The sequence below is a fragment of the Delftia lacustris genome (assembly GCF_040267515.1).
Taxonomy (GTDB): Bacteria; Pseudomonadota; Gammaproteobacteria; order Burkholderiales; family Burkholderiaceae_C; genus Comamonas; species Comamonas tsuruhatensis.
The window spans coordinates 3,613,318-3,632,212 of the sequence record NZ_CP141274.1 but is presented as its reverse complement, the minus strand read 5'-3'; the positions used below and the strand labels follow the sequence as shown (position 1 = coordinate 3,632,212).

At 63.6% G+C, this 18,895-nt stretch carries 15 protein-coding genes and 2 pseudogenes; 11 read left to right on the top strand and 6 right to left on the bottom strand.

The features are described from left to right. Positions 1-83 precede the first annotated feature (83 nt). Positions 84-3,455, bottom strand: coding sequence for an EAL domain-containing protein (locus tag U6958_RS18010; RefSeq protein WP_016445849.1), 3,372 nt, complete (start codon positions 3,453-3,455; stop codon positions 84-86). A 507-nt stretch (positions 3,456-3,962) separates the two neighbouring features. Here U6958_RS18010 and U6958_RS18005 point away from each other — a divergent pair. Further along, positions 3,963-4,802: a hypothetical protein gene (locus tag U6958_RS18005; protein WP_143044634.1), complete on the top strand. Its 840-nt coding sequence runs from the start codon at positions 3,963-3,965 to the stop codon at positions 4,800-4,802. A 34-nt stretch (positions 4,803-4,836) separates the two neighbouring features. On the opposite strand, the gene U6958_RS18000 is transcribed toward U6958_RS18005, so the two are convergent. Then, positions 4,837-5,076: a GNAT family N-acetyltransferase gene (locus tag U6958_RS18000; protein ID WP_143044633.1), complete on the bottom strand. Its 240-nt coding sequence runs from the start codon at positions 5,074-5,076 to the stop codon at positions 4,837-4,839. Between the two features lie 105 nt (positions 5,077-5,181). Between U6958_RS18000 and U6958_RS17995 the strand changes: the two genes are divergently transcribed. The 3 genes from U6958_RS17995 to U6958_RS17985 all read left to right on the top strand — a co-directional run bounded on the left by U6958_RS17995 (position 5,182) and on the right by U6958_RS17985 (position 7,800). Continuing rightward, a complete protein-coding gene (locus tag U6958_RS17995) occupies positions 5,182-5,724 on the top strand; it encodes a hypothetical protein (RefSeq protein WP_016445852.1) in 543 nt (180 codons plus the stop codon). After that, positions 5,721-7,022, top strand: a complete 1,302-nt coding sequence (locus U6958_RS17990; RefSeq protein ID WP_016445853.1) for a hypothetical protein — start codon at positions 5,721-5,723, stop codon at positions 7,020-7,022. The genes U6958_RS17995 and U6958_RS17990 overlap by 4 nt, the downstream gene beginning before the upstream one ends. Before the next feature lie 355 nt (positions 7,023-7,377). Further along, on the top strand, positions 7,378-7,800 hold the full coding sequence (locus tag U6958_RS17985; protein ID WP_016445854.1) for a hypothetical protein: 423 nt from the start codon (positions 7,378-7,380) through the stop codon (positions 7,798-7,800). A 166-nt stretch (positions 7,801-7,966) separates the two neighbouring features. On the opposite strand, the gene U6958_RS17980 is transcribed toward U6958_RS17985, so the two are convergent. Further along, a complete protein-coding gene (locus tag U6958_RS17980; protein ID WP_074923226.1) occupies positions 7,967-8,284 on the bottom strand; it encodes a hypothetical protein in 318 nt (105 codons plus the stop codon). A 1,092-nt stretch (positions 8,285-9,376) separates the two neighbouring features. Between U6958_RS17980 and U6958_RS17975 the strand changes: the two genes are divergently transcribed. From U6958_RS17975 to U6958_RS17950, 6 genes are all read left to right on the top strand, one after another. After that, a complete protein-coding gene (locus U6958_RS17975; RefSeq protein WP_074923255.1) occupies positions 9,377-11,155 on the top strand; it encodes a PRTRC system ParB family protein in 1,779 nt (592 codons plus the stop codon). A 98-nt stretch (positions 11,156-11,253) separates the two neighbouring features. Next, positions 11,254-11,733, top strand: a complete 480-nt coding sequence (locus tag U6958_RS17970; RefSeq protein ID WP_016445857.1) for a PRTRC system protein E — start codon at positions 11,254-11,256, stop codon at positions 11,731-11,733. A 94-nt stretch (positions 11,734-11,827) separates the two neighbouring features. Further along, complete coding sequence (locus U6958_RS17965) at positions 11,828-12,271, top strand: PRTRC system protein C (RefSeq protein ID WP_016445858.1); 444 nt, start codon at positions 11,828-11,830, stop codon at positions 12,269-12,271. Between the two features lie 11 nt (positions 12,272-12,282). Continuing rightward, a complete protein-coding gene (locus U6958_RS17960) occupies positions 12,283-13,332 on the top strand; it encodes a PRTRC system protein F (RefSeq protein WP_016445859.1) in 1,050 nt (349 codons plus the stop codon). Between the two features lie 21 nt (positions 13,333-13,353). Beyond that, a complete protein-coding gene (locus U6958_RS17955; RefSeq protein ID WP_016445860.1) occupies positions 13,354-14,094 on the top strand; it encodes a PRTRC system protein B in 741 nt (246 codons plus the stop codon). Beyond that, positions 14,094-14,912 (top strand): PRTRC system protein A, encoded by an 819-nt coding sequence (locus U6958_RS17950; RefSeq protein WP_016445861.1) that lies wholly within the window; start codon positions 14,094-14,096, stop codon positions 14,910-14,912. Before U6958_RS17955 ends, U6958_RS17950 begins: the two co-directional genes overlap by 1 nt. Here U6958_RS17950 and U6958_RS17945 read toward each other — a convergent pair. The 3 genes and pseudogenes from U6958_RS17945 to U6958_RS17935 all read right to left on the bottom strand — a co-directional run. Next, a pseudogene (locus U6958_RS17945) lies at positions 14,842-15,420 on the bottom strand (TonB-dependent receptor); the annotation flags it as partial. The gene U6958_RS17950 and the pseudogene U6958_RS17945 overlap by 71 nt on opposite strands. A gap of 48 nt (positions 15,421-15,468) precedes the next feature. Beyond that, positions 15,469-16,616, bottom strand: a protein-coding gene (locus U6958_RS17940) for an IS3 family transposase (protein WP_089577556.1) whose coding sequence is annotated in 2 segments (ribosomal slippage) — positions 15,469-16,355 and positions 16,355-16,616 — 1,149 coding nt in all. Because the reading frame shifts where the segments join, the coding sequence is not laid out codon by codon here. Positions 16,617-16,677: 61 nt separating this feature from the next. Further along, positions 16,678-18,117, bottom strand: a pseudogene (locus tag U6958_RS17935) (TonB-dependent receptor); the annotation flags it as partial. 310 nt (positions 18,118-18,427) lie between these two features. Between U6958_RS17935 and U6958_RS17930 the strand changes: the two are divergent. Beyond that, on the top strand, positions 18,428-18,835 hold the full coding sequence (locus tag U6958_RS17930; RefSeq protein ID WP_143044599.1) for a hypothetical protein: 408 nt from the start codon (positions 18,428-18,430) through the stop codon (positions 18,833-18,835). Positions 18,836-18,895: the final 60 nt, after the last annotated feature.

Here is an 18,895-nt window from a genome sequence, read left to right as displayed (position 1 = left end):
CGCAAGCGATGACATCCCATGCTTGCAGCGAACACCCCAGAGAGTGCAGGGCTGCCCGGTCGCTGCGAGGGGCGGCCAGGGGTCTACCGGTCTGGCGATGGGGCGGACTGCGGTGCCCTGAAGCCCTGGGCCCATGCCTGAAACGCCTGCGCCGGCATGGGCTTGGCAAGAAAATACCCCTGCGCGATATCACAGCCCAGATGGGCGAGCATGTCCCAATGCTCCTGGGTCTCCACACCTTCCGCCACCGTCTTGCGTCCCAGGTCATGCACCAGATCGATGGTGGATCGCACGATCATGGCGGAATCTCGATTGTGGGGCATGGCCGCCACGAAGGACTGGTCGATCTTGATGTAGTCCACGGGAAGCTTCTGCAGATAGCTGAGCGAGGAATACCCCGTGCCGAAGTCGTCCACATACAGCGGGATCCCCTCATCGTGCAAGGCATGCAGTACTTGGAGTGCGTATTCCGCATCGTCCATCACCGTGCTTTCGGTGATTTCCATCTCCATCAGGCCCGGTGTGACATGCCGCTCGGCCTGCCAGCGGCGGTACTTGCTGAACAACTGGTCGTCGCGGAAATTGCGGGCGGACAGGTTGATGGCGATGGGCGTCGACTGGCCTTGTGCCTGCCAGTCGCGCAGCAGATCCAGCGCTGCAACGATCACCCATTCCGTGAGCGGTTTGATCAGCCCTGTCTGCTCGGCCAGGCCAATGAAAACGCCCGGTGGAATCAGGCCTTGCTCCGGATGCTGCCAACGCACCAAGGCTTCCGCGCCACACAATCGCCCTGAGGCAAACTCCACCTTGGGCTGCAGGAACAGCCTCAGCTGGCCCCCGCTGATGGCCCGGCGCAACTCGCCCGCCATGGTCAACCGCCCGGCGTGGTCGCCTTGTTGCGATGCGTCGAACAGGCACTGGTTCAGGCCCTGGGCCTTGGCCCGGTAGAGAGCCTTGCCCATTCGCCGCAGCAATTCCTGGGCCGTCGCACCATGCTCGGGGTACAGGGCGATCCCCATCTTGGCACCCAGGTCCAGCTCGATATCGGCGACCGGGAAGGGGCGGGACAGACTGGTCTCCACGCGCTGGGCCAGGGCCAGGGCTGCGGCGCCATCCTGGGCCGGTGCCAGCACGGCGAACTCGTCGCCACGCAGGCGTGCAATGTGGGCAGCACCAGGGACGCACTCGCGCAGCCGTTGCCCGAAATCCCGCAGGATCTGGTCGCCATGGCTGTATCCCAGCACTTCGTTGATTTCTCCCAGGCCTTCGATGTTGAGCTGCAGGGCCGCCAGGGGCTCGGCAGACGGCGATACGCCTTCGACGGCCGTGGCCAGGGTTTCCGTGAACTCGAGCGCGTTGGGAAGGCCTGTGAGCGGGTCGTGGCGCAGCATGTGGTGCATCGCGGCCTGCACACGTCGCTGCTCTTCGCGGGCCCGCAAGGTGGAGATGCCGAAGGCCAGGTCATCCGCCGACTCGGTCAGTAGCGCGACCTCGCTGTCGTCGAACGTATCCGACTCCGGGTCGTAGATGGAGAGCGCTCCGATCACCTCGCCGTCCACGCGCAATGGGCAGGACAGGCCGGACGTCAGCCCGGCGAGCCGGTCATGCCAAGGCGCCTGATCGGGATCCGAGTGCATGTCGCGAACGATGTGAATCTGGCCGCTGCGAATGGCCGTAGAGGTCAGGCCTCGGCCCAGTTCCGTATCGGTCAGGTCCAGGCCCAGGCGGCTCAGTGCGTCCTTGCCGCCAGGGTAGTTGCACTCTGCCATGGGACGCAGGGGCTGGTCCGGATCATCCCCTCGGTACCAGACAACCGCCATGCCATAGCCGCCCGCCGTGACGATGGCCCGGCACATGCTTTCCAGCAGATCCTGCTCTTCGCTGGCGCGCAGCAGGGTGCGGTTGCCGGCACTCAGCGTACGCAGGGCGCGGCTGACATGCTCCAACTCCCGCACACGCTGCTCGAGCTCCCCGTTGAGTGCCTGAATGTGCTGCTCCGAACGCTTGCGTTCGGTGATGTCGGTCCCCAGGACGTAGTAGCCCGCCACCTGGTCATCGGCCTGGCGCTTGGGGACGTACTGGACGGTCTGCCAGACCTCGGGGAAGGGCTGCCAGTCATAGGCCTGCGGCTCTCCGGACAAGACCTTGTCGATCAGGGGTCCCACCGTCGCGTAGCGCTCCTCGCCCATGATCTCCCGCACCGTGCAGCCCGCAATGTCCTCGCGCTCGGGCGCGAAGCGCTCAAGGTACTGTGCGTTGACGTAGACATAGCGCTGTGCGGCATTCACATAGGCGATCATCGCCGGGACGGTGCTGATGACGCTGTGCAGGTGGCTTTCGCTCTCGTGCCATTGGGCCGTACGCTCGCGCACGTCGGCTGCGAGCACTGCATTCTGTTCGCGGATGATGCGTTCGGCCTTGCGCTCTACCGTGACGTCCCGAAACACCAGTACGGCGCCCTGCAACTGCCCCTCCGCGTCGTGGATCGGGGCTGCGCTGTCGGCGATGGGCCATTCGGTGCCGTCCCGCGCGATCAGCACGGTGTTGTCGGCCAGGGTCTGGGTGGTGCCGGTGGCCAGCACCGTGGCGACGGGCACATGGGCCGGTTGGCGGGTCTGCTCATGGAGGATGTGGAACACCTGCTCGACCGGGAGTCCCCGCGCTTGCGATAGCGGCCAGCCGGTGAGCCGCTCGGCCACAGGGTTCATGCGGGTGATGCGCCCCTCGGTGTCCGTGGCCAGCACGGCGTCCCCGATCGAGTGCAAGGTGATGGACAGGTTCTCTTCATTGTCGGCCAGCGCTCGCCGGCTGGCTTCCGCAGCCCGCAGCTGCCGGCGGATCAGTAGGTGGGTGGCGCCAAGCAAAGCGGTGAGCATCACCGCCAGCAACGCGCCGGCAAGCACCAAGGTCTGGCGTGCCTCGGCATGGTCGGATTCCCGCTGCATCAGCCGCTGGCGCGCCTCCTCTTCCATTTCGTTCAAGAGTCCGTAGGTCCGCGTGCGCGTGGCTTTGAGCGGAGCAGCGGCGGCAAAGGCGTTTGCCGCTTCTGACCCCTCCCTCAGGCGCAGTTGCTCCACCTGGCGCGCGATCGCAATCCGTTGATCGATGACTGCACGCAATTCATTCCAGTTGCTCTGCTGCTTCGGGCTGTCCGCTGTCAGCTCCCGGACTCGCTCCAGTGCGCCCTCTCGTGAGGCCATGGCTTCGTTGCGCTCCCGGAGATGGTCTGCATGGCCCGTCAGGCGAAAGTTCTGGGTTGCCAATTCGGCCTGCAGCGAGTAGGCCCTGGTGCGGACCAAATTGTTCAGCACCCGCTGGCTGTGGGCCATCATCTGGGCTGTCTGGGTGGCATCGTCCGCGACTTTCCAGGTCGAGATGGCCAGCACAACCACCACCAGCGTGGTAACACCGAATGCGGTGACTACCTTGGACTCGAAACTGGACCACAAGGCCATGGGAACCCCCTCTGTACAACGCGGCTATCGTCGCGAAGCAGTCGGATGCTCCGCAGCGCCGCACTGGACTAGCCACATGCCACGAGATTCGGGGGATGATTCGGTGCTGACTCGTGCCATCGCGTGGCACATGCACCCACACATCGGCCTATGGGCCCATGGGGCTGGTAAAAAGTAGTGGGCATAAATATACAGACAATATGCTGTCTGGTGCAGCGTTGGTGTGTCACTCGAAGGCGCTGCGCCAACGCTTTCTGCAACCCTGCGGAGCGCGGATTGCGCGAGCTCTGTGCACACATGGGCCGTGTCTGAGAGCGAAAGGGCTGGCGCCGAGTATTGGCCCCTAGAAGGGAGGGCGGCCTGTATCACGGCGTGCAACAGCTGGGTGCGCTGGCGAGTTACATTGCAAGGTATGACGGGCGAGTGGTTCGCAGTGCCGGATCACCATGGCTGGTCATGCCGTGGCCAGAACTCCAACTCCGCAACCCATTACTCCAGAGGTTGGCTTTGCCACTCATTGCTTACTTTGCCGACACGGGCGCGGAGGTCGAATCGTTCTCGACCCCGCAGGATCAATGGGCGCAGTGGAGAAAGCTGCCCGTGGGGGCGTTTGTCATGGGCCACCAGCGCATACCTGCGGTGTTGAAGCGAAGCCCCTTGGGTCTGCAGTTCTTCGCGTGCGCGCCGGGGCATGCGGGTATGACGCGGCCCGAATCCATCGAGCACCAGATCGCAAAGATCGCGCTTGTCAGGGGACTTCGGGCGGTGGGTGTACCGGCGCGCGTGGAATGGCCGGGAACCACTCCACAGGGGGAGTCATGGATTGCCGATGTTTTCGCTCCATTGCCCAGCGGACCAGCGGTCTTCGAAGTGCAGATGTCGCAGCAGCATTGGGACGACTACCGAGCGCGGACCCACAGGTACGCGATGTCGGGCGCGCGGTGCATATGGCTCGTCAGGGATGCACACTACAACGCGTTCTCAAAAGCCCGTATCCGGTATTGGATGTCGCAAGGCTTGACGCTCCAACAGGCCATGAACCATGGGATGCCCGATATGCCGGTGTTCCCGCTGCTGGACATCCGGCATTGGACGGAGAACCCGGAAAGCGTACGGGCAGCGGTCTTTCCTGGGCAGCAGGGCACCATGACGCTTCGGTTGCGGCTGGAGCAGCTTGCAGCAGGGGTCGCACGGGGGTACGTCCGATACGGCCTGGATGGATTGGGTGACCAGAACTGGCACTGGACCCCGCCCCCTGAAGGTGCCATGCCTTCGTTGTTTGCGCCGAGCGTCCCGGTCGTCGAACCGCCATGCGGCATCAATGCGCGGCGTCCTCGAGTTTCTTGAGCGCGCCCTGATCCACGGCGAGTTCGGGCAGAGTTCACTCCCCGTGTGCGAGCGGTTGGGCGACAAAGGCTGGCTTGCCGTGGTGATCGACGTCGGCTCCTTGTAGAGCCATGGAAGCTTTCACCCTTGGGGCCGGTTGGCTACTGACTTTGTGGCAGGCCACAGCTCTGGCACAGTTCAGAGCATGCTCCAGCACGGCCTTAGCGTACCCGCGGGCTCTGAAGTCGGGGTGAGTCGCCACGTTGTCGACCCAGTTTCCGTTGGCCCTGCACATGCGAAAATTGAGGGCTTCAAGTTCAGTACATAATGACCTTGATATTTTTCGGCCAGCGGCGAACCTTCTTCATTTAACGCTAAGACGAAGGTAGATAGTTTTTCAATGACCAGAAAGAAGCCCGCGCCACGGATTGTGACGCAACGCTCCCGGAACAATGCGAACCGCCGACTGATCGGACCTCTGCCTAGCGTGGTGGTGCGCGAGGAGTTGGCTGGACGGGTAACCTACGGCCCATATTCCAAGCACAAATACAACCCCACAGCCTACAATCTTGCGCCTTATGCGGGCCGGGACGTGGAGCGAACGTACTGTGACGCGCATGCCAACTTCGGCAAGGATGACTTCATCCGTATTCCGACCCTGCTCAAGCGCGGCGTGAGGCTTGGCCTCTGGTCTGATCAATATGATGGAGATGTTCCAAGTTTACTCTGGACTATTGACGAAAGTGGCTGGATATTTGAATTGCGCATTACCAATACCGGCCATGCCCAATATCATGGCTATCCCGTCCTGCAGGCAGATGCCTTTGCAAGACATGTTCTGAGCAGGGCCAGGGAGGTGGCTTTCTCCGATAGTGGATTCCCGGTTCATCAAGATCCTAATGCACAGGCCGCCATCGCATCAGCGGAGATTTTTTACAGATGAACGCTTCAAGCTACTTCAAATTCTCTGCCGTTTGGCCGAGCGGCAGTGATGACGTTGCGGAGATTTCTCTTCAGGTGGGAAGCAGGGTCATCTCCAGAATTGCGGACACTGAGAAACAGAAGGTTCGGGATTATTTTCGGGCATCTTCCACAGGCTTGGCACTTTGGCTGGCTGACAATTGGTGGCGTCTTCGCTGGGAGACGATCAGAGATTTCCGACTGCCTTCGGTGGATTGGCGCTTGCGCCATGAATTGAACTCGGCCAGTGGCGGCGCATTGTGGCCTCCCGTAATGATTTTCAGCGTGGGAGATCGTATAGCGTTCGCTCCAAGCGTCGGTAAAAATGTCGTCAACGGCCCTCAGACTTACTTTGAGTTCCCGATGGGAATGGTTGGCGCAGAGGAATACGAACAGGAGTTGGATGGGTTTTTCGAGGCGGTTCGTGGACACTGTGCCAGAACGGTAGATGGCAAAGCACTGGATGCCCTTTTGGGGCAAATCGCTACCGAACGTCAAGATCCAGAGTTGGCCGCTTGGCGACGTTTGGAGGCCTGCCTGGGATTTGACCCAGATGCTGCACCAGATGAAGTCATTGGCGCACTGGTGGAGATGGAGGACATTGCTGGCGAGGATGGTGTCGAAGAGGCCGCACATGCACAGCCAGGGTCAAATGCTGCGCAATCCCTGAGTTTGGTCATAGAGGCCACACGCGACTCGAAAGTAGAGCTGAATCTTGATCTGGCGGATGGCCTTTTGCGTGATCAGAATTTCCCTCGCCACGTGAGTCCGTGGACCATGGCGGAAGAAGCGGCGAAGGAGCTCCGAGCAGTGATTGGAGTCCCGAAAGGACCGCTGAAAAACGGAACGATGGAAGATATTTTCAAAGCACGGTGGGCTGATTTGAAGTCGGCGACAGCCACCGCGAGAAAATTACAATATGGTGCCCGGATCGGTGGCAAAAAAACGTCCCATGTGGCCTTGCAGACATTGACTCCTCATGATCGTCGCTTTGAGTTGACGCGACAGTTTGGGGATGCTGTATGGCATAAAGACACTGATTTCGGCATCGTCAGCCGCGCAAAGAGTGATCGACAGAAATTCCAGCGTGCATTTGCGCATAGTTTGTTGTGTCCTTTCGATGACCTCCAGCGGGTGATTGACGTGAACGATCCCACGCAAGAGGCGATGCATGCAGCCGCTCTGGCCTTCGGCGTGCATCAGTCCGTGGTTCGCAATCAGTTGGTCTACAAGGGTTACTTGCCGTTTGAGAACACCACCGAGGAAGCCGAGGCCGCATAGAGCGGGTTATGCGAAGCCATTGGACGAACCGTTGCCGAGACCCATAAGGGCCAGCCGGCATGAACCATCCTTGGCCGGAACGTGGCATTCCTTTGGGCATGTTCTTGGTGCAGCAAGGCCCGGCAGCCAGTTGCTGTTGAACCTTGGCACAAGCGCCAGCTTGCGCGTGACGTAGGTCTTGCTTTAGCGCTTGTCGCGGGCCACTCCTTCCAGTGCATCGGCTGCCTTGCAGAGGCCACACCTCGCGACTGCACTATCCACGGGGAATGACGATAGCCAGTCGACGTCCACATGGGCGACGCTGACTTCGAATGTTTCCCCCGCCTGGGAAAGAGCGGCGCGGGCGCGCCAGCCGGTGGCCAAGCGTGATACGGCGCTCAGCCGTGCGCTGGGCATCGGGTTGGCGTGGAACGTGATCATCCACTGGCTGCGCCAGGACGTGTTGGATTACATCCACCATTGCGGCGGGGGGCTGCATGAGGCCTATCGCATCTACGGCAGCAGCCGGGTGTCCCGTGCCCTCTGCATGCTGGCGTCGCGAGGTGACTTGCGTGCCGCGGCAAGCTGCGACGAGAACGCGGCTGTGTACCGCGAATTGGTTCACTTGGAAGTGCGCAGCACCTTCTCGTTTCCGTCAGGCAACGGGCTCGGGGATGTGGCGCCCGGCCTGCTGGAGCCCGCGCTGCGGGCGCGACTGGCAGAGACCAGGGAGCGTGCGGCACTGCGCCAGGCGGCAGAAGCGGAAATCCTCGCCCACTTGCTCGATCAGGCTGGCTGACCGGTATGTAGCCGACCCTGGCTGAAGCGCGGCGTCTCGCCTCGGTGCGCCGACGTGTCGCGCAGGCCGTGGGCATCGCCGTGGACTGTCTGGATGCTGATGCTGTCTCTGCCCGGTACGCGGAGCTGATGCGGCAGCGCCCCCGGATGCGGCGGGCGTGAAGTCTTCAGTTCAGATGCTGGTGCAGTAGCCGCTGGAACCCGGGGCGCAGTGTGCCTGTGGTATCGACTGACAGCAGATCACATCGCCCGATAGGCCAATCCAATTGTCCCCGTACGCCGTCGAACGTCAGCACGGCGCGATCAAAAACGCGCTTTGAGGACTGGGCCCCACCGACAAGCTGGAGGGTAGTGACTGTATTGCCTTCCATCCAGATCCAATGACGCGCGCCGTTGGCAAGAGCTTCTGGTTGCGCCAACTCGATCTCTGCCAGACAGCCATGGGTGGCATTGAGCAGCAGGAGCACGGTGTAGTGGATCGACATGGAGGCGCAGGACGGGGGACGTAGCGAACGAATCCTCCATTGTCCTCGACCCGTTTTCACGAAAGCGCTTTGGGGGATATCGCGCCAAGCGCAGCGTCCCGGGTCGCCTGGATCGGCTTTTGGGGACGCGGTGCAGGTATCCCGGGGCGGGCAACACCGTTCAGGGAACTGCGTGCTGGAGGCAGCGCTGGACGGATCACTGCGACCGGCACACCTTGGGCCGCGATGTTTGGGACCGGTTTTTTGCCAGACCCGGCATGGATGCCGTGCGCAGTGATGGCTGCAATGTGGGGGTCCTGTGGCCGCCAAGCTGTGCTGGTATCTGCGCGCTGGCTCAGCCACCGCGAGGCCGTTCAGTGGCTGTGTGCGCAGTTTGGTGGGGATGGGCCGGGCTGCGGCTACAACAGGCCAGCCTTGGACTATGCCAGCATCTGGTGGAAGCAGGGCGCCAGTGATCCATCCGAACCAACCCACCTCGGCGGTCTGCAAGATCGTGCAGGGCGAGACCCGCCCGCGAATCCTTCGACCCTGCCGAATAGCCGAACTGGAGGATGGCATTCGCGCCGTCGGCGTGCTCGCCCCCCTCGTCGACCGACCCCAAAGAGATCATCACTTGTGAGCGCCGTGGAAAATGCCGGCGTTGCTCCTGCATGGCCTCACGCCGTTGTGCCCCCCGTTGGTCTGGACAGGTCGATCCCTGATGAAGGGAATCAGATTCAGTGGTCCCGCCATCGCCAAGCCAACCCATAGCGGAGACCACAGCCCGTAACCGGCATCGATGGTCATGCCACCCTCCCCGGAGCCGAAGGCCAACCCGACGGTAATCAGCGACGCATGGGTGGTATTGACCAGTGGCCCTGGGGATGCCGCAAGCATGTCCTTGGTGACCGGATTTGCGCAAATTCCTCGCGTCCTGGCGCAGGTTGCCAAGATGCCGCGACGGACTCGATAGGGGCAGGGTGCGGAATTTCGATGATGTCGCCAGGGCCCGTTGAAGCGCCAGCCGCGAAAGCGGCTCCACGGGCAGGGTTGAAGCGGTGGTGCGAAGCGGGAGCATGACGGCAATCCCCCCCGATGCAGCCAGGAGGCGCCGTGACTGATCCCACCCATCTGAGCCAGCCGACCTTGCCGATCCAGCAAATCGTGCAGGGCAAGAACCCCCGCGAATACTTCGACCCCGACGAGATGGCCGAGTTGGAAGAGGGCATCCGCGCCGTCGGCGTGCTCGAACCCATCGTCGTGCGGCCCGTGGCGGGCACTGACCTCTACGAGCTCATCGCCGGTGAACGCCGTTGGCGCGCCGCGAAAAACGTCTTTGGCGACGATTACGACATGCCCGTGGTCATCAAGGACGAGAGCGACGAGACGGCAGAGGCCATGGCGGTGATCGAGAACTACCACCGCGCCGCCATGTCGCCCGCCGAGGAAGCCCATGCCGCCCAGCGCCAGCTCCTGCGCCAGCGCGGAGACAAGGAGGAAACCGCCCGCCTCATGGGCTGGTCGCCGGAGGTGCTGGAGCGACGGCTGGCGCTGCTGGCCTGTACGCCCGCCGTGCTCAAGGCGCTCACCACGCGCACCATCCAACTCGGCCACGCCGAACTGCTCTCGGGCATTCCCCCCAACAAGCAGGACAGCGTGCTGGCCGGCATCGTGGCGCAGAAGGTGCCGGTGGCCGTGCTCAAGGCGCAGTTGGGCCGTTACGCGCGGCGCCTGGCCGACGCGGTCTTCGACACCGCGCAGTGCAGCGGCTGCCCGCACAATTCGGCGCGGCAGTCGGGCCTGTTCGCGGAATCCCTGGGCGAGGGTTACTGCCAGCACCCGAGCCATTTCGAGGAACTGACCCAGCAGGCCATCCAGGCGCGCGCCGATGCGCTGCGCGATGAGTACCCGGTGATCCGCATCGTCAAGATCGGCGATGGCTTCACCCCGCTGCCTGTGAGCGCCGATGGCGACCTGAGTGTTGGCGCGCCGCAGTACACGTCCTGCCAGGGATGCCACTCCTTCGGCTGTGCGGTATCCGCGATGCCCGGCAGCTATGGTGAGGTCACGCGCTCGCTGTGCTTCGATGCCGCGTGCAACAGCCAGAAGGTCGCCCTATGGCGCAAGGCGCAGCGCGATGCCCAGGAGGCGCTGGACGACGCGAAGGGGAAGGGCGCAGCGAAGGCAGGTGTAGCCAAGCACTCGGGCAAGAAGCCCAAGCCCGTCGTACCCACCAACCAGACACCGCAGCGTGTCGTCAGCCACCGCGTCACGGAATGGCGCAAGTGGCTCGCCAATGCCCTGATGGCGCAACCGCAGTGCAGCCAGCGGGTGCTGATCGCGCTGGCGCTGGCTGGTCGTGGGGCCGATCTGCGGGAGGCGCAGTTCCGCAATGCCTTCGAGCGGCTTGCCGGTCAGACGGGGGGCGCAGGGTTCGGCGTGCGGAGCGGGCTGCAACGCGCCGCCGCCGCGCCCGAGGCCCAACTGGAGCGGCTGCTGCAAGCCGCCACCGCTTCGGCGGCGTTCGGCGTCAACGTGACCGACCTCGAACTGCTGCTCAACTATGTCCAGGTGGATGAAGGGCGGTACTTCCAGTGGAACAAGGAGTTCCTCGACCTGTTCACCATGAGCGAACTGGAGAGCCTTGCCACGGAAGTCGGACTCAAGAGGGCCATGGGCTCGCGCTTCAAGGCGGCGCGCGCTGGCAAGAAACCCGACTTCATCGCGGCGCTGCTCAAGGTGCCGGGTTTCGCCTACCAGGGCACGGTGCCCGCCGTGATGCGCTACCCGCGCCAGCCGATCCTGGCCGATGGCGAAGAGGGCAATGAAACGGATGAGTCCGAGCGCACCGAGACCATCCCGGAACAGCAGCCCGAGCCCGCGCTGGCCTGACGCCCCGACTGGCCCCTGGACAACAGGGGACCGGGTTCTAGCATGGTCTCGACGGCCCTGTACTGGGCCATGTCCCCCATTCCATCAAGGAGCACGAGATGACAATGTTCGAGGAACTGTTCGCGCTGGCTTGCAGCGCCACGCTCACGATGACGGTGAGCGCCGATGAGAAATCCGGCCGCCTGACGGTCAACGTGATCCCCAAACCCCGGCAGGACGCGGGCGAGACCGCGCTGACGCAGCCCTTGAGCCTCACGGCCACGCCGCAGGAGTTCGATACAGGCTTCATCGAAGCCCTGTGCGGCTACCGGGAGGTACGCCAGAGCCTTGCCCAGCAGGCCGAGGCCACGAAGGAAGTGATCGAGGCCGCGAAGGCGGCATCGGTCAAGAAGGCCAGCGATGCCACTGTCAAGGCGGGAGCAACCAAGGCCGAAGCGGCCAAGCCTGCCCCCGCCACGACCACCCCCGTCTCAGGTAGTGCTGCGGATGACGAGGACGACGATGCAGTGCAGAACGAATCGTCCGGTGCGGCCACAGCTACCGCCGTGGGCGGTGAAAACTTCGACCTGTTCGGTTGAGCGGGCAGCACCCTTGATGCGAGCACCTGCGGCGAGAGACTGAACGTATGGCAACCACGGCGGTTGCCGCGTTCATCCCCCAAGGAGCCCATCCATGTCGATCGCAGTCACCCCCATCGTCCGCACCTTCACCTACAACGGCATCCTGCTGCCGGACGTGCCCGGCCTCTCGCCGCGTGAGGTGCGCGATCTCTACAGTGCGCAGTACCCCGAACTGGTCAGCGCCGAAGTCGAAGCCGGCGAGGTCGCCAACGGACGGCAAGACTTCAGCTTCCGCAAGGCTGTGGGCACCAAGGGCACAGGGGGCGTAGCCCCGGCAGCGCCCCGTCTCGCGGCACTGCTGGCCCGCGTGCAGCCCGCGCAGCCCGGTCCGGTCAGCGCGACGGCCAAACTTTCCCGTGCGCTGTCGCAGCGGGCGGTGGTGAATCGCTCGGCGGCATGGAGCCGGTTTGCCGGTAGAGCGTTGGAGCAACACCGCAGCGAAACCGCCGCGCTGCGTGCGAGCGTCACCAGCGACATGCTCACCCCGCTGCCGTGAGGGCCACGGCCATGCTTGCCTCTCCCATGCTGGCGCTGCCCAGCCTGCAATCGAGCATTCCGCTGGCCGTCGCCTCCACGGCCCAGGCCTGCGCGAATGCGGCGCTGTGCCGATGCCTGATCGCGTCGGGCGCGGTGCTGGAAGACGACCTGCCGGATACCGAGGCCGACCCGCTCAAGGCCTGCCAGCATGCCATCGGCGCCTGGATCAAGCGCCAGATCGGTCCGTTGCACTGCTTGCAGCCGCGCTTTGCCATCAACGTGCTCGACGAGCACGGCAACCATCCCGCCACGCGGGACGGACGGCAGACCACCTATGCCCAGCTTGATGTGTACTGGTGCGAGTACCACGAGTGCGAATGGCCTGTGGGCCGCAGCCTGGAGGCGTTGAACGAAGCCATGCCGCACCTAGGGAGCACGGTGTTGCAGGTACTGCGCCAGCAGGGCCGCTATGTGTACCCGCTGTTCACCCCGGACATTGCCGATGACGTGGCCTCCTACGTGTACTGGCAGGGCGAAATGGATGAGGAAGCGGCGCTGGACATGATGTGCGAAGACAGCGACGACGCTGACCGCGAGGCCATGCGCGAGGAAATGATCACGCGCAGCATGCTGGACAACGCCTATCCCGAATGGGCACGCCGCTGGCTGTTGCAGCCCGACAAGAGCGCGGGACGGCGCAAGAGCGGCCCGGCATGGCGTCCCTGCAATCTGCGCCGCGCTGCCAAGACGCTCACCGATGCCCACCAGCGCCAGATCGCCGCCAATGCGCTGGCCCTGTCGCGCCTGTCCCTCACCGACGATTTCCATCCCGACATCGAGGGCGAGTACATCGGCTTCGGCGCGGTGCTGTCCTGGGAGGAGGGCGACGTCACCACGCGCATCTACGACGACCTGCTCAATCTGGCGCACCAGTCCGAATACTGCGACCGCATGGGCGAGGTGCTCATCCCGCTGGACGACCCCGGCTCGCTGCAAGCGTGGTTTCTGCGCATGGGCCAGCGTTTCGAGGCCATCGCGCTGATCGACCGCTTGATTCACGCCCTGTGCGACGGACACTGACTCTATACAGGAGGTGTCCCCATGAACGAGGCGGAGTTTTCCATCCACACGCCCACGGACAACGTGCTGGAGCTGGACCAAGCGGTGCTGCTGTATCACGGGCGCTCGGGCAGCGCGCTGGCCACGGTGCATGAGGTCATGACCGTGGACGGTGCCCCGGTGATCGGCGCGGGCCGGGCCATGACCGCCCAGGCGGCGCGGGAACTGGCTGCAGCCTTGCTCCAGCGCGCGGCCCACGGCGGCTTTCTGCCCGAGACGGTGCTGTACCTCCAAGGCGATCTGCTGGTGTGGTGGGTGCCACCGGCACGCGGGCATCTGGCGTTTCGGGTCGGTACTGAGCAGGCCGAGGCGTTTGGCGGGCGCGAGCGCGGCGAAACGGTGCCGCAGCCGGGGCTGGTCTTTGCCGCCGCCAGCAACGTCTGGAGAGTGTGGGCCGTCAAAGGCCAGAGCCGCCCGACGCCGCAGACGCCGTTGTTCCAGGCCCCGTACTTCAACGTCGATGGCCAGGGCCGCATTTGCCAGGGCAATGTCCCGGTGCCCAACGGTACGACCGTCGAGAAGATCAGCGCGTGGAACGATGCCTTCCTGCGCTCGTACTTCACGCACCCCAACGTCACGGGCAAGCTGCTGCGCTACCGGGGCGGGGCCTACGCCTTCTGGCGCGACATGCTCGACGGGCGCTTCACGCGCTTCCCCGAACGGGTGCTGGTCGATGCCAAGACCACGCTGGGCCAACTGCTGGGCGAGCCGGAGGTCGCGTGATGGGCACGATGGATCCGAGGGACCAAGCCCTGCTCGCCGCCTGCCCGGTGATCGCCGCGCCGCGCTTCGGCGCGCTGCCGGGCATGGGCAACGGCCAGCGCATCATCGTCGCCCGCAACGGCTGGTTCGTGCAGACCCGGCTCGACTGGCTCGACAGCATCGTGGCCTTGGGCCACGGCCTGCCGCAGATGCGCCTGCCCTATGGCGAAGTCGCGGAGCACCTGCGCTTCCGCTTCGGTGTGCTGCCCATCCGCTTGATTGAAGCGTTCGTGGCGGCGAGCCGGGACCACCTGCCCAATGAAGCCGCCGGGGTGCTGATCTACTCGCGCCGCACCGGGCAGTTGCGGCTGGCGATGTGCGAGCCCGAGCAGGCCTCGCCCGTCCGCATCCGCTACCGGCGTCCCGCGATGGCCGAGGACGAGACGGTCGCAGTGGACCTGCACACGCATGGCCGGGCACCGGCCTTCTGGTCGGACGAGGACGACCGGGACGACCAGGGCATCAAGGTGGCCGGTGTGTTCGGCCAGCTCGACCGGCCCCGGCCCACGGCCTGCTTCAGGCTGGTGGTCAATGGCCTGTACCAGCCGCTCTACAAGCACCCTTGGCAGGAATCGCAAGCCGGGTGGCCGGAGCAAGACATGGGCGCATTGACCGGCCCCCTGCTGCTGGCGCTAAAAGCGTACCGTGGCATGCCATCAACGCCAGCCTGCGGGATCAAGGTCTCCGGTTCAAGAGCGATCCAACCGATCAAAACACCACTTGCAGACCCAGCTTCAAACTGCGGCCAGGTAGCGGCGATCTTGGAAATGCCGTCGTAGTCAGCACTGAGGAGGCGCTGTATGCCAACTCATTGGTGATGTTATCCAGTCGGGCATACCAAAGAAGCTGCGCCCGGTCCGCTTGCATCTTGTAGGTCACAGCAGCGTTCCACAAAGTGTATGCATCCGTGGCGCGCTGACCTGTCGATGGGATACGTCGCTGCGCGAAAGCGTGGTCGAAGCCCCATCTGGCTCCCAGCGGTCCACGGCCCCAGACCAATGTCGCCCCGATCCTGGCGGGCGCGATTCGCGGCAATGGTTCGCTGGTGTCACGGTTGGTTGCGCGCACCACGTCGGCCCGCCATTGGAAATCCAGGGAAGAGCCGTCCGTGGTGCGCGCCAGGCCCGCTGGTCCTAAGAGACGGGTGTTGCCGCTGGCCTCCGCTCCGACGAAGCGCGCACGCACACCCGCATAGCGCATGTCGTCCAATACCCGCTCGCCGGCGGACGGCGGGTTGAATTCGCCTTCAGGCGAACGCGTATTGCCAGTGCCTACCAAACCGATGTAGTTGGCGAACTGTGTGACTGGGCTGCTGCCGGTCTCGTTGACACCGACCTAAGCTTCTTGAGCTTGCTCGAACTGTACGGGACTGAGATATCCGAGCGTCGAATGCCGACGCGTCGGGTTGTAGAAGCACTCGATGTAGTCGAACACATCTGAGCGGGCCTGGCCTCGTGTCCTGTACACCTTACGGGCCGTGCGCTCGGTCTTCAGAGAACTGAAGAAGCTCTCCATGGCCGAGTTGTCCCAGACCTCGCCAGCCCGACTCATGCTGCAAGTGATGCCCTGTTCGTCCAGCAGCCTCTGGAAGTGCTCGCTTGTGTATTGGCTACCCTGGTCCGAGTGGTGCAGCAGTGCCACTGGCCTGCCCCGGCGCCACACAGCCATCATCAGCGCGTCCACCACGAGCTGCGAGGTCATGCTCTCCTGCATCGACCAGCCCACGATTCGACGGGAGTACAGGTCCAGTACCGCAGCTACGTAAAGCCAGCCTTCTGCCGTCCAGATATAGGTGAAGTCGGCCACCCATTTCTGGTTCGGACCATCTGCCTGGAACTGACGGTCCAGCACGTTGTCAGCCACAGCACCACGCGCGCCACGGTCCTTGGGTAGTCCACGCCTTCGCGGTCTCGCACGCAGCGCCTGCTCCCGCATGAGCCGCTCAATACGATGCAGCCCACAGGTCTGGCCTTGTTCCAGCACGTCGTGCCACACACGGCGTGCGCCGTAGGTGCGGTCGCTGCGTACAAAGCTCTGATGCACTTGCGCACCCAGCACCTCGTCGCTGAGGCTACGCCGGCTCCTGGGTCGTGTGAGCCAGGCGTAGAAGCCGCCTCGCGAGACACCGAGCGCCTCGCACATCAGATTGACCGGCCAGGCCCCTCGGTGTTTCGCCACGAAGCCGAACTTCACATCGACTCCTTCGCGAAGTAGGCCGCGGCTTTTTTCAATATGTCGCGCTCCATCTTGAGCTTGGCCACTTCCTTGTGCAGCCGCGCTATCTCAGCATCCTGCGCCTTTTGTTTGCCGTTGCCAGGGAACGCCTCCTGAGGCTCCTGCCTCAGCTCACGCACCCACTTGCGCAGCACGTTCTCGTGAACGTCCAAGTCTTTGGCTGCCTGGGCCACAGACACGCCACGCTCAACGACCAGTTTGACCGCCTCGAGTTTGAACTCGCGACTGAATGTCCTTCTTCTCTCCATTAACCACCTCCGGTTTCATCTGCCACCTTAACAAGGTGTCATCGAAACCGGCAGCAGCCCAGACATACAGGTTCAACGCGACGCGGTCTTGCTCCCGTGCCCACGCTGCGCCAACGTCGAAGCTGTTCGACTTCTCCTGGCGCAGTCCTGCGTCGCCGGTTTCCCAAGCGGCGGAAGCTAAATGGGGTCCGTTGGCATACAGTTCATAGTCCTTGGGCGCACGCTGCGTGTGTGCCAGATTGGAGGTGAGCTGCCATTGAGGAGTCAGGTTAATCAAGGCACCTACGGAAGCGCTGCCCGGACTGAAGTCGCGCTTTGCGCTTGCAAAGCGCGTGACGCCTTCGGTGCCGCTGCCCAGGGATTCCACGCTGACGCGCTCGGTGCGTGCACCAAAGCTCAGCTTACCCCAGTCCATGGGCAACTCCTCGTAAGCGAACAGTGCCACTTGAGACGTCTTGCTGCGCGGCACAAAGGCTTCCTCACCATCCGCTGAAAATCGAACGGACTCGCCTTGAAGGCCAATGACCCCTTCCAAGGGCCCCAGTTTCGCGTGACGCGCCTCGATGCGGAATTCGCTGCCGCGATTCTTGAAGATTGTCCCGACCTCCGATCCCTCGAATTCCGTGTGGCGGTAGTCGGTATGGCTGAACTGTGCCTTCAAACCGGAGATCCATCCGGACAGGTTGCGCAATTCGCCTTGAAATGCGTAACGCGTCGAACGCATGCCGATGGTCACGTCGTCCTCGGCAACTGTGCCGTAGTCACTGTTAAAGCGCGAGACGGATGCGCCCAGGTAGCCGTGATCGAAAAAAAGCGTTCCGCCGACGGCGCCACCCTCGGTTTCACTCGCGGAGTTGCAGATGCGCCGCGTGAGGCTGGGTGCGCCCGGCTTTTCACAGGCAAGGGCAATCGGCACTTTGACATCATCTGTACGCCGGCGAAAGACGTCGGCATGCAAGGCATAACGGTCGTTGCCGGTTTCCACCATCAAGCCGCCACCGCGTTCGCTGTTTCCAGTGGCTGCGCCAAGATCAGCCTTGCCCGTGACGCCGCCACTTGCGTCGAAGAGGGGCGCGCGCGGGATGCGGTTGTCGATGATGTTGACGACGCCACCGACGGCACTGCCGCCGTACAGCAAGGCGCCAGGTCCTCGCAGCACTTCGACGCGCTCTATCGTCAGGGGATCCGCGGGAACGGCATGGTCAAAGCTCAGGCTCGACGGATCGATGCTGGCACCGCTGTTTTGCAGGATGCGAATGCGGTCTCCATCGAGCCCGCGGATGATGGGGCGACTGGCGTTGGGACCGAAGTAGGTGCTGCTCACACCTGGCAAGCCGTCCAGGGTCTCACCCAGTGTGGATCGGGCGCGCAAGGTGAATTCTTCGCCGAGAAGACGCGTCGTGGGGGCCGCCATCTCAGTGCGGCCCAGCGGATTACCCGTAATTGTCACTTCAGGAAGGGCGACCTCTTGCCCTTGTGCTGCGGCGGAGGAGGAAAGCATGGCGAACAGCGCGAGCTGCGGCGCAGTGCCGAAAGGGGAGATGGATGTAGGGTGCATAGGTGCTCCACGAATCAAACAGGCGAGGGCGTGCCCGACCTTCTGCCGAGCACGGACTTCGGGTAAAACAGATTCAGTGAAGCAGCGGCGGCCCACGTGCCTGGAACGCCAGCGTTGCGCGCAGGGAGACGCCGAGCGATGGCACTGGCCTGAGCCAGGCAGACCGCCACATTGCCGGCGGGAGCGCAAGGGCGCCCAGCACGATTTCGGCGGCGCTCAGGTGGTCATACAGTCGGCAGTCAGAAGCGAGGTGATGTTCGCCAAAGAGCCGATCCAGTGTCCCAAGGTCCGCGATGTGTGTGTTGCCCCGCGCAAGTTCGGTAGGCGCATGGGCAGGCCCCCCTGCATGCTGCAGGCGATGCAGCATGCCGAGCGTCTGTGCGACCAGACAGGCGCAGATCAACAGCGCAGCCAACCCTTGCCGCCAAGCGATTCCGCGCATGCGTTGAAGCCTGTTCACGCGATATTTTTTCCGTACTTTCGACCTTCTGGCCTGCGCAGGCATCCTCAAGAAATGGTGGTTCACCCACCCATACCGCGAATGCGAGCAAGGGGGCAAACCCAGCGCTCCCTGAAAACCAGCGTTGGTGAACCTTCGCGCTCGCCATTTTTCTGGCATTTTTCAAAGGCTTTTTCGCCCGGCCCTGCTCAGCTTGGCTGAGGTTCGACGATCCGGTCAAGCAACCAGTTGCGCAGATCGGGACGCATCGCCCATGTGAAG

Coding starts and splice junctions, on each gene's coding strand:
- U6958_RS18010 (WP_016445849.1), bottom strand. CDS start 3,455: ATGGCCTTGTGGTCCAGTTTCGAGTCCAAGGTAGTCACCGCATTCGGT.
- U6958_RS18000 (WP_143044633.1), bottom strand. CDS start 5,076: ATGTGCAGGGCCAACGGAAACTGGGTCGACAACGTGGCGACTCACCCC.
- U6958_RS17995 (WP_016445852.1), top strand. CDS start 5,182: ATGACCAGAAAGAAGCCCGCGCCACGGATTGTGACGCAACGCTCCCGG.
- U6958_RS17990 (WP_016445853.1), top strand. CDS start 5,721: ATGAACGCTTCAAGCTACTTCAAATTCTCTGCCGTTTGGCCGAGCGGC.
- U6958_RS17980 (WP_074923226.1), bottom strand. CDS start 8,284: ATGTCGATCCACTACACCGTGCTCCTGCTGCTCAATGCCACCCATGGC.
- U6958_RS17970 (WP_016445857.1), top strand. CDS start 11,254: ATGACAATGTTCGAGGAACTGTTCGCGCTGGCTTGCAGCGCCACGCTC.
- U6958_RS17965 (WP_016445858.1), top strand. CDS start 11,828: ATGTCGATCGCAGTCACCCCCATCGTCCGCACCTTCACCTACAACGGC.
- U6958_RS17960 (WP_016445859.1), top strand. CDS start 12,283: ATGCTTGCCTCTCCCATGCTGGCGCTGCCCAGCCTGCAATCGAGCATT.
- U6958_RS17955 (WP_016445860.1), top strand. CDS start 13,354: ATGAACGAGGCGGAGTTTTCCATCCACACGCCCACGGACAACGTGCTG.
- U6958_RS17950 (WP_016445861.1), top strand. CDS start 14,094: ATGGGCACGATGGATCCGAGGGACCAAGCCCTGCTCGCCGCCTGCCCG.
- U6958_RS17930 (WP_143044599.1), top strand. CDS start 18,428: ATGTTCGCCAAAGAGCCGATCCAGTGTCCCAAGGTCCGCGATGTGTGT.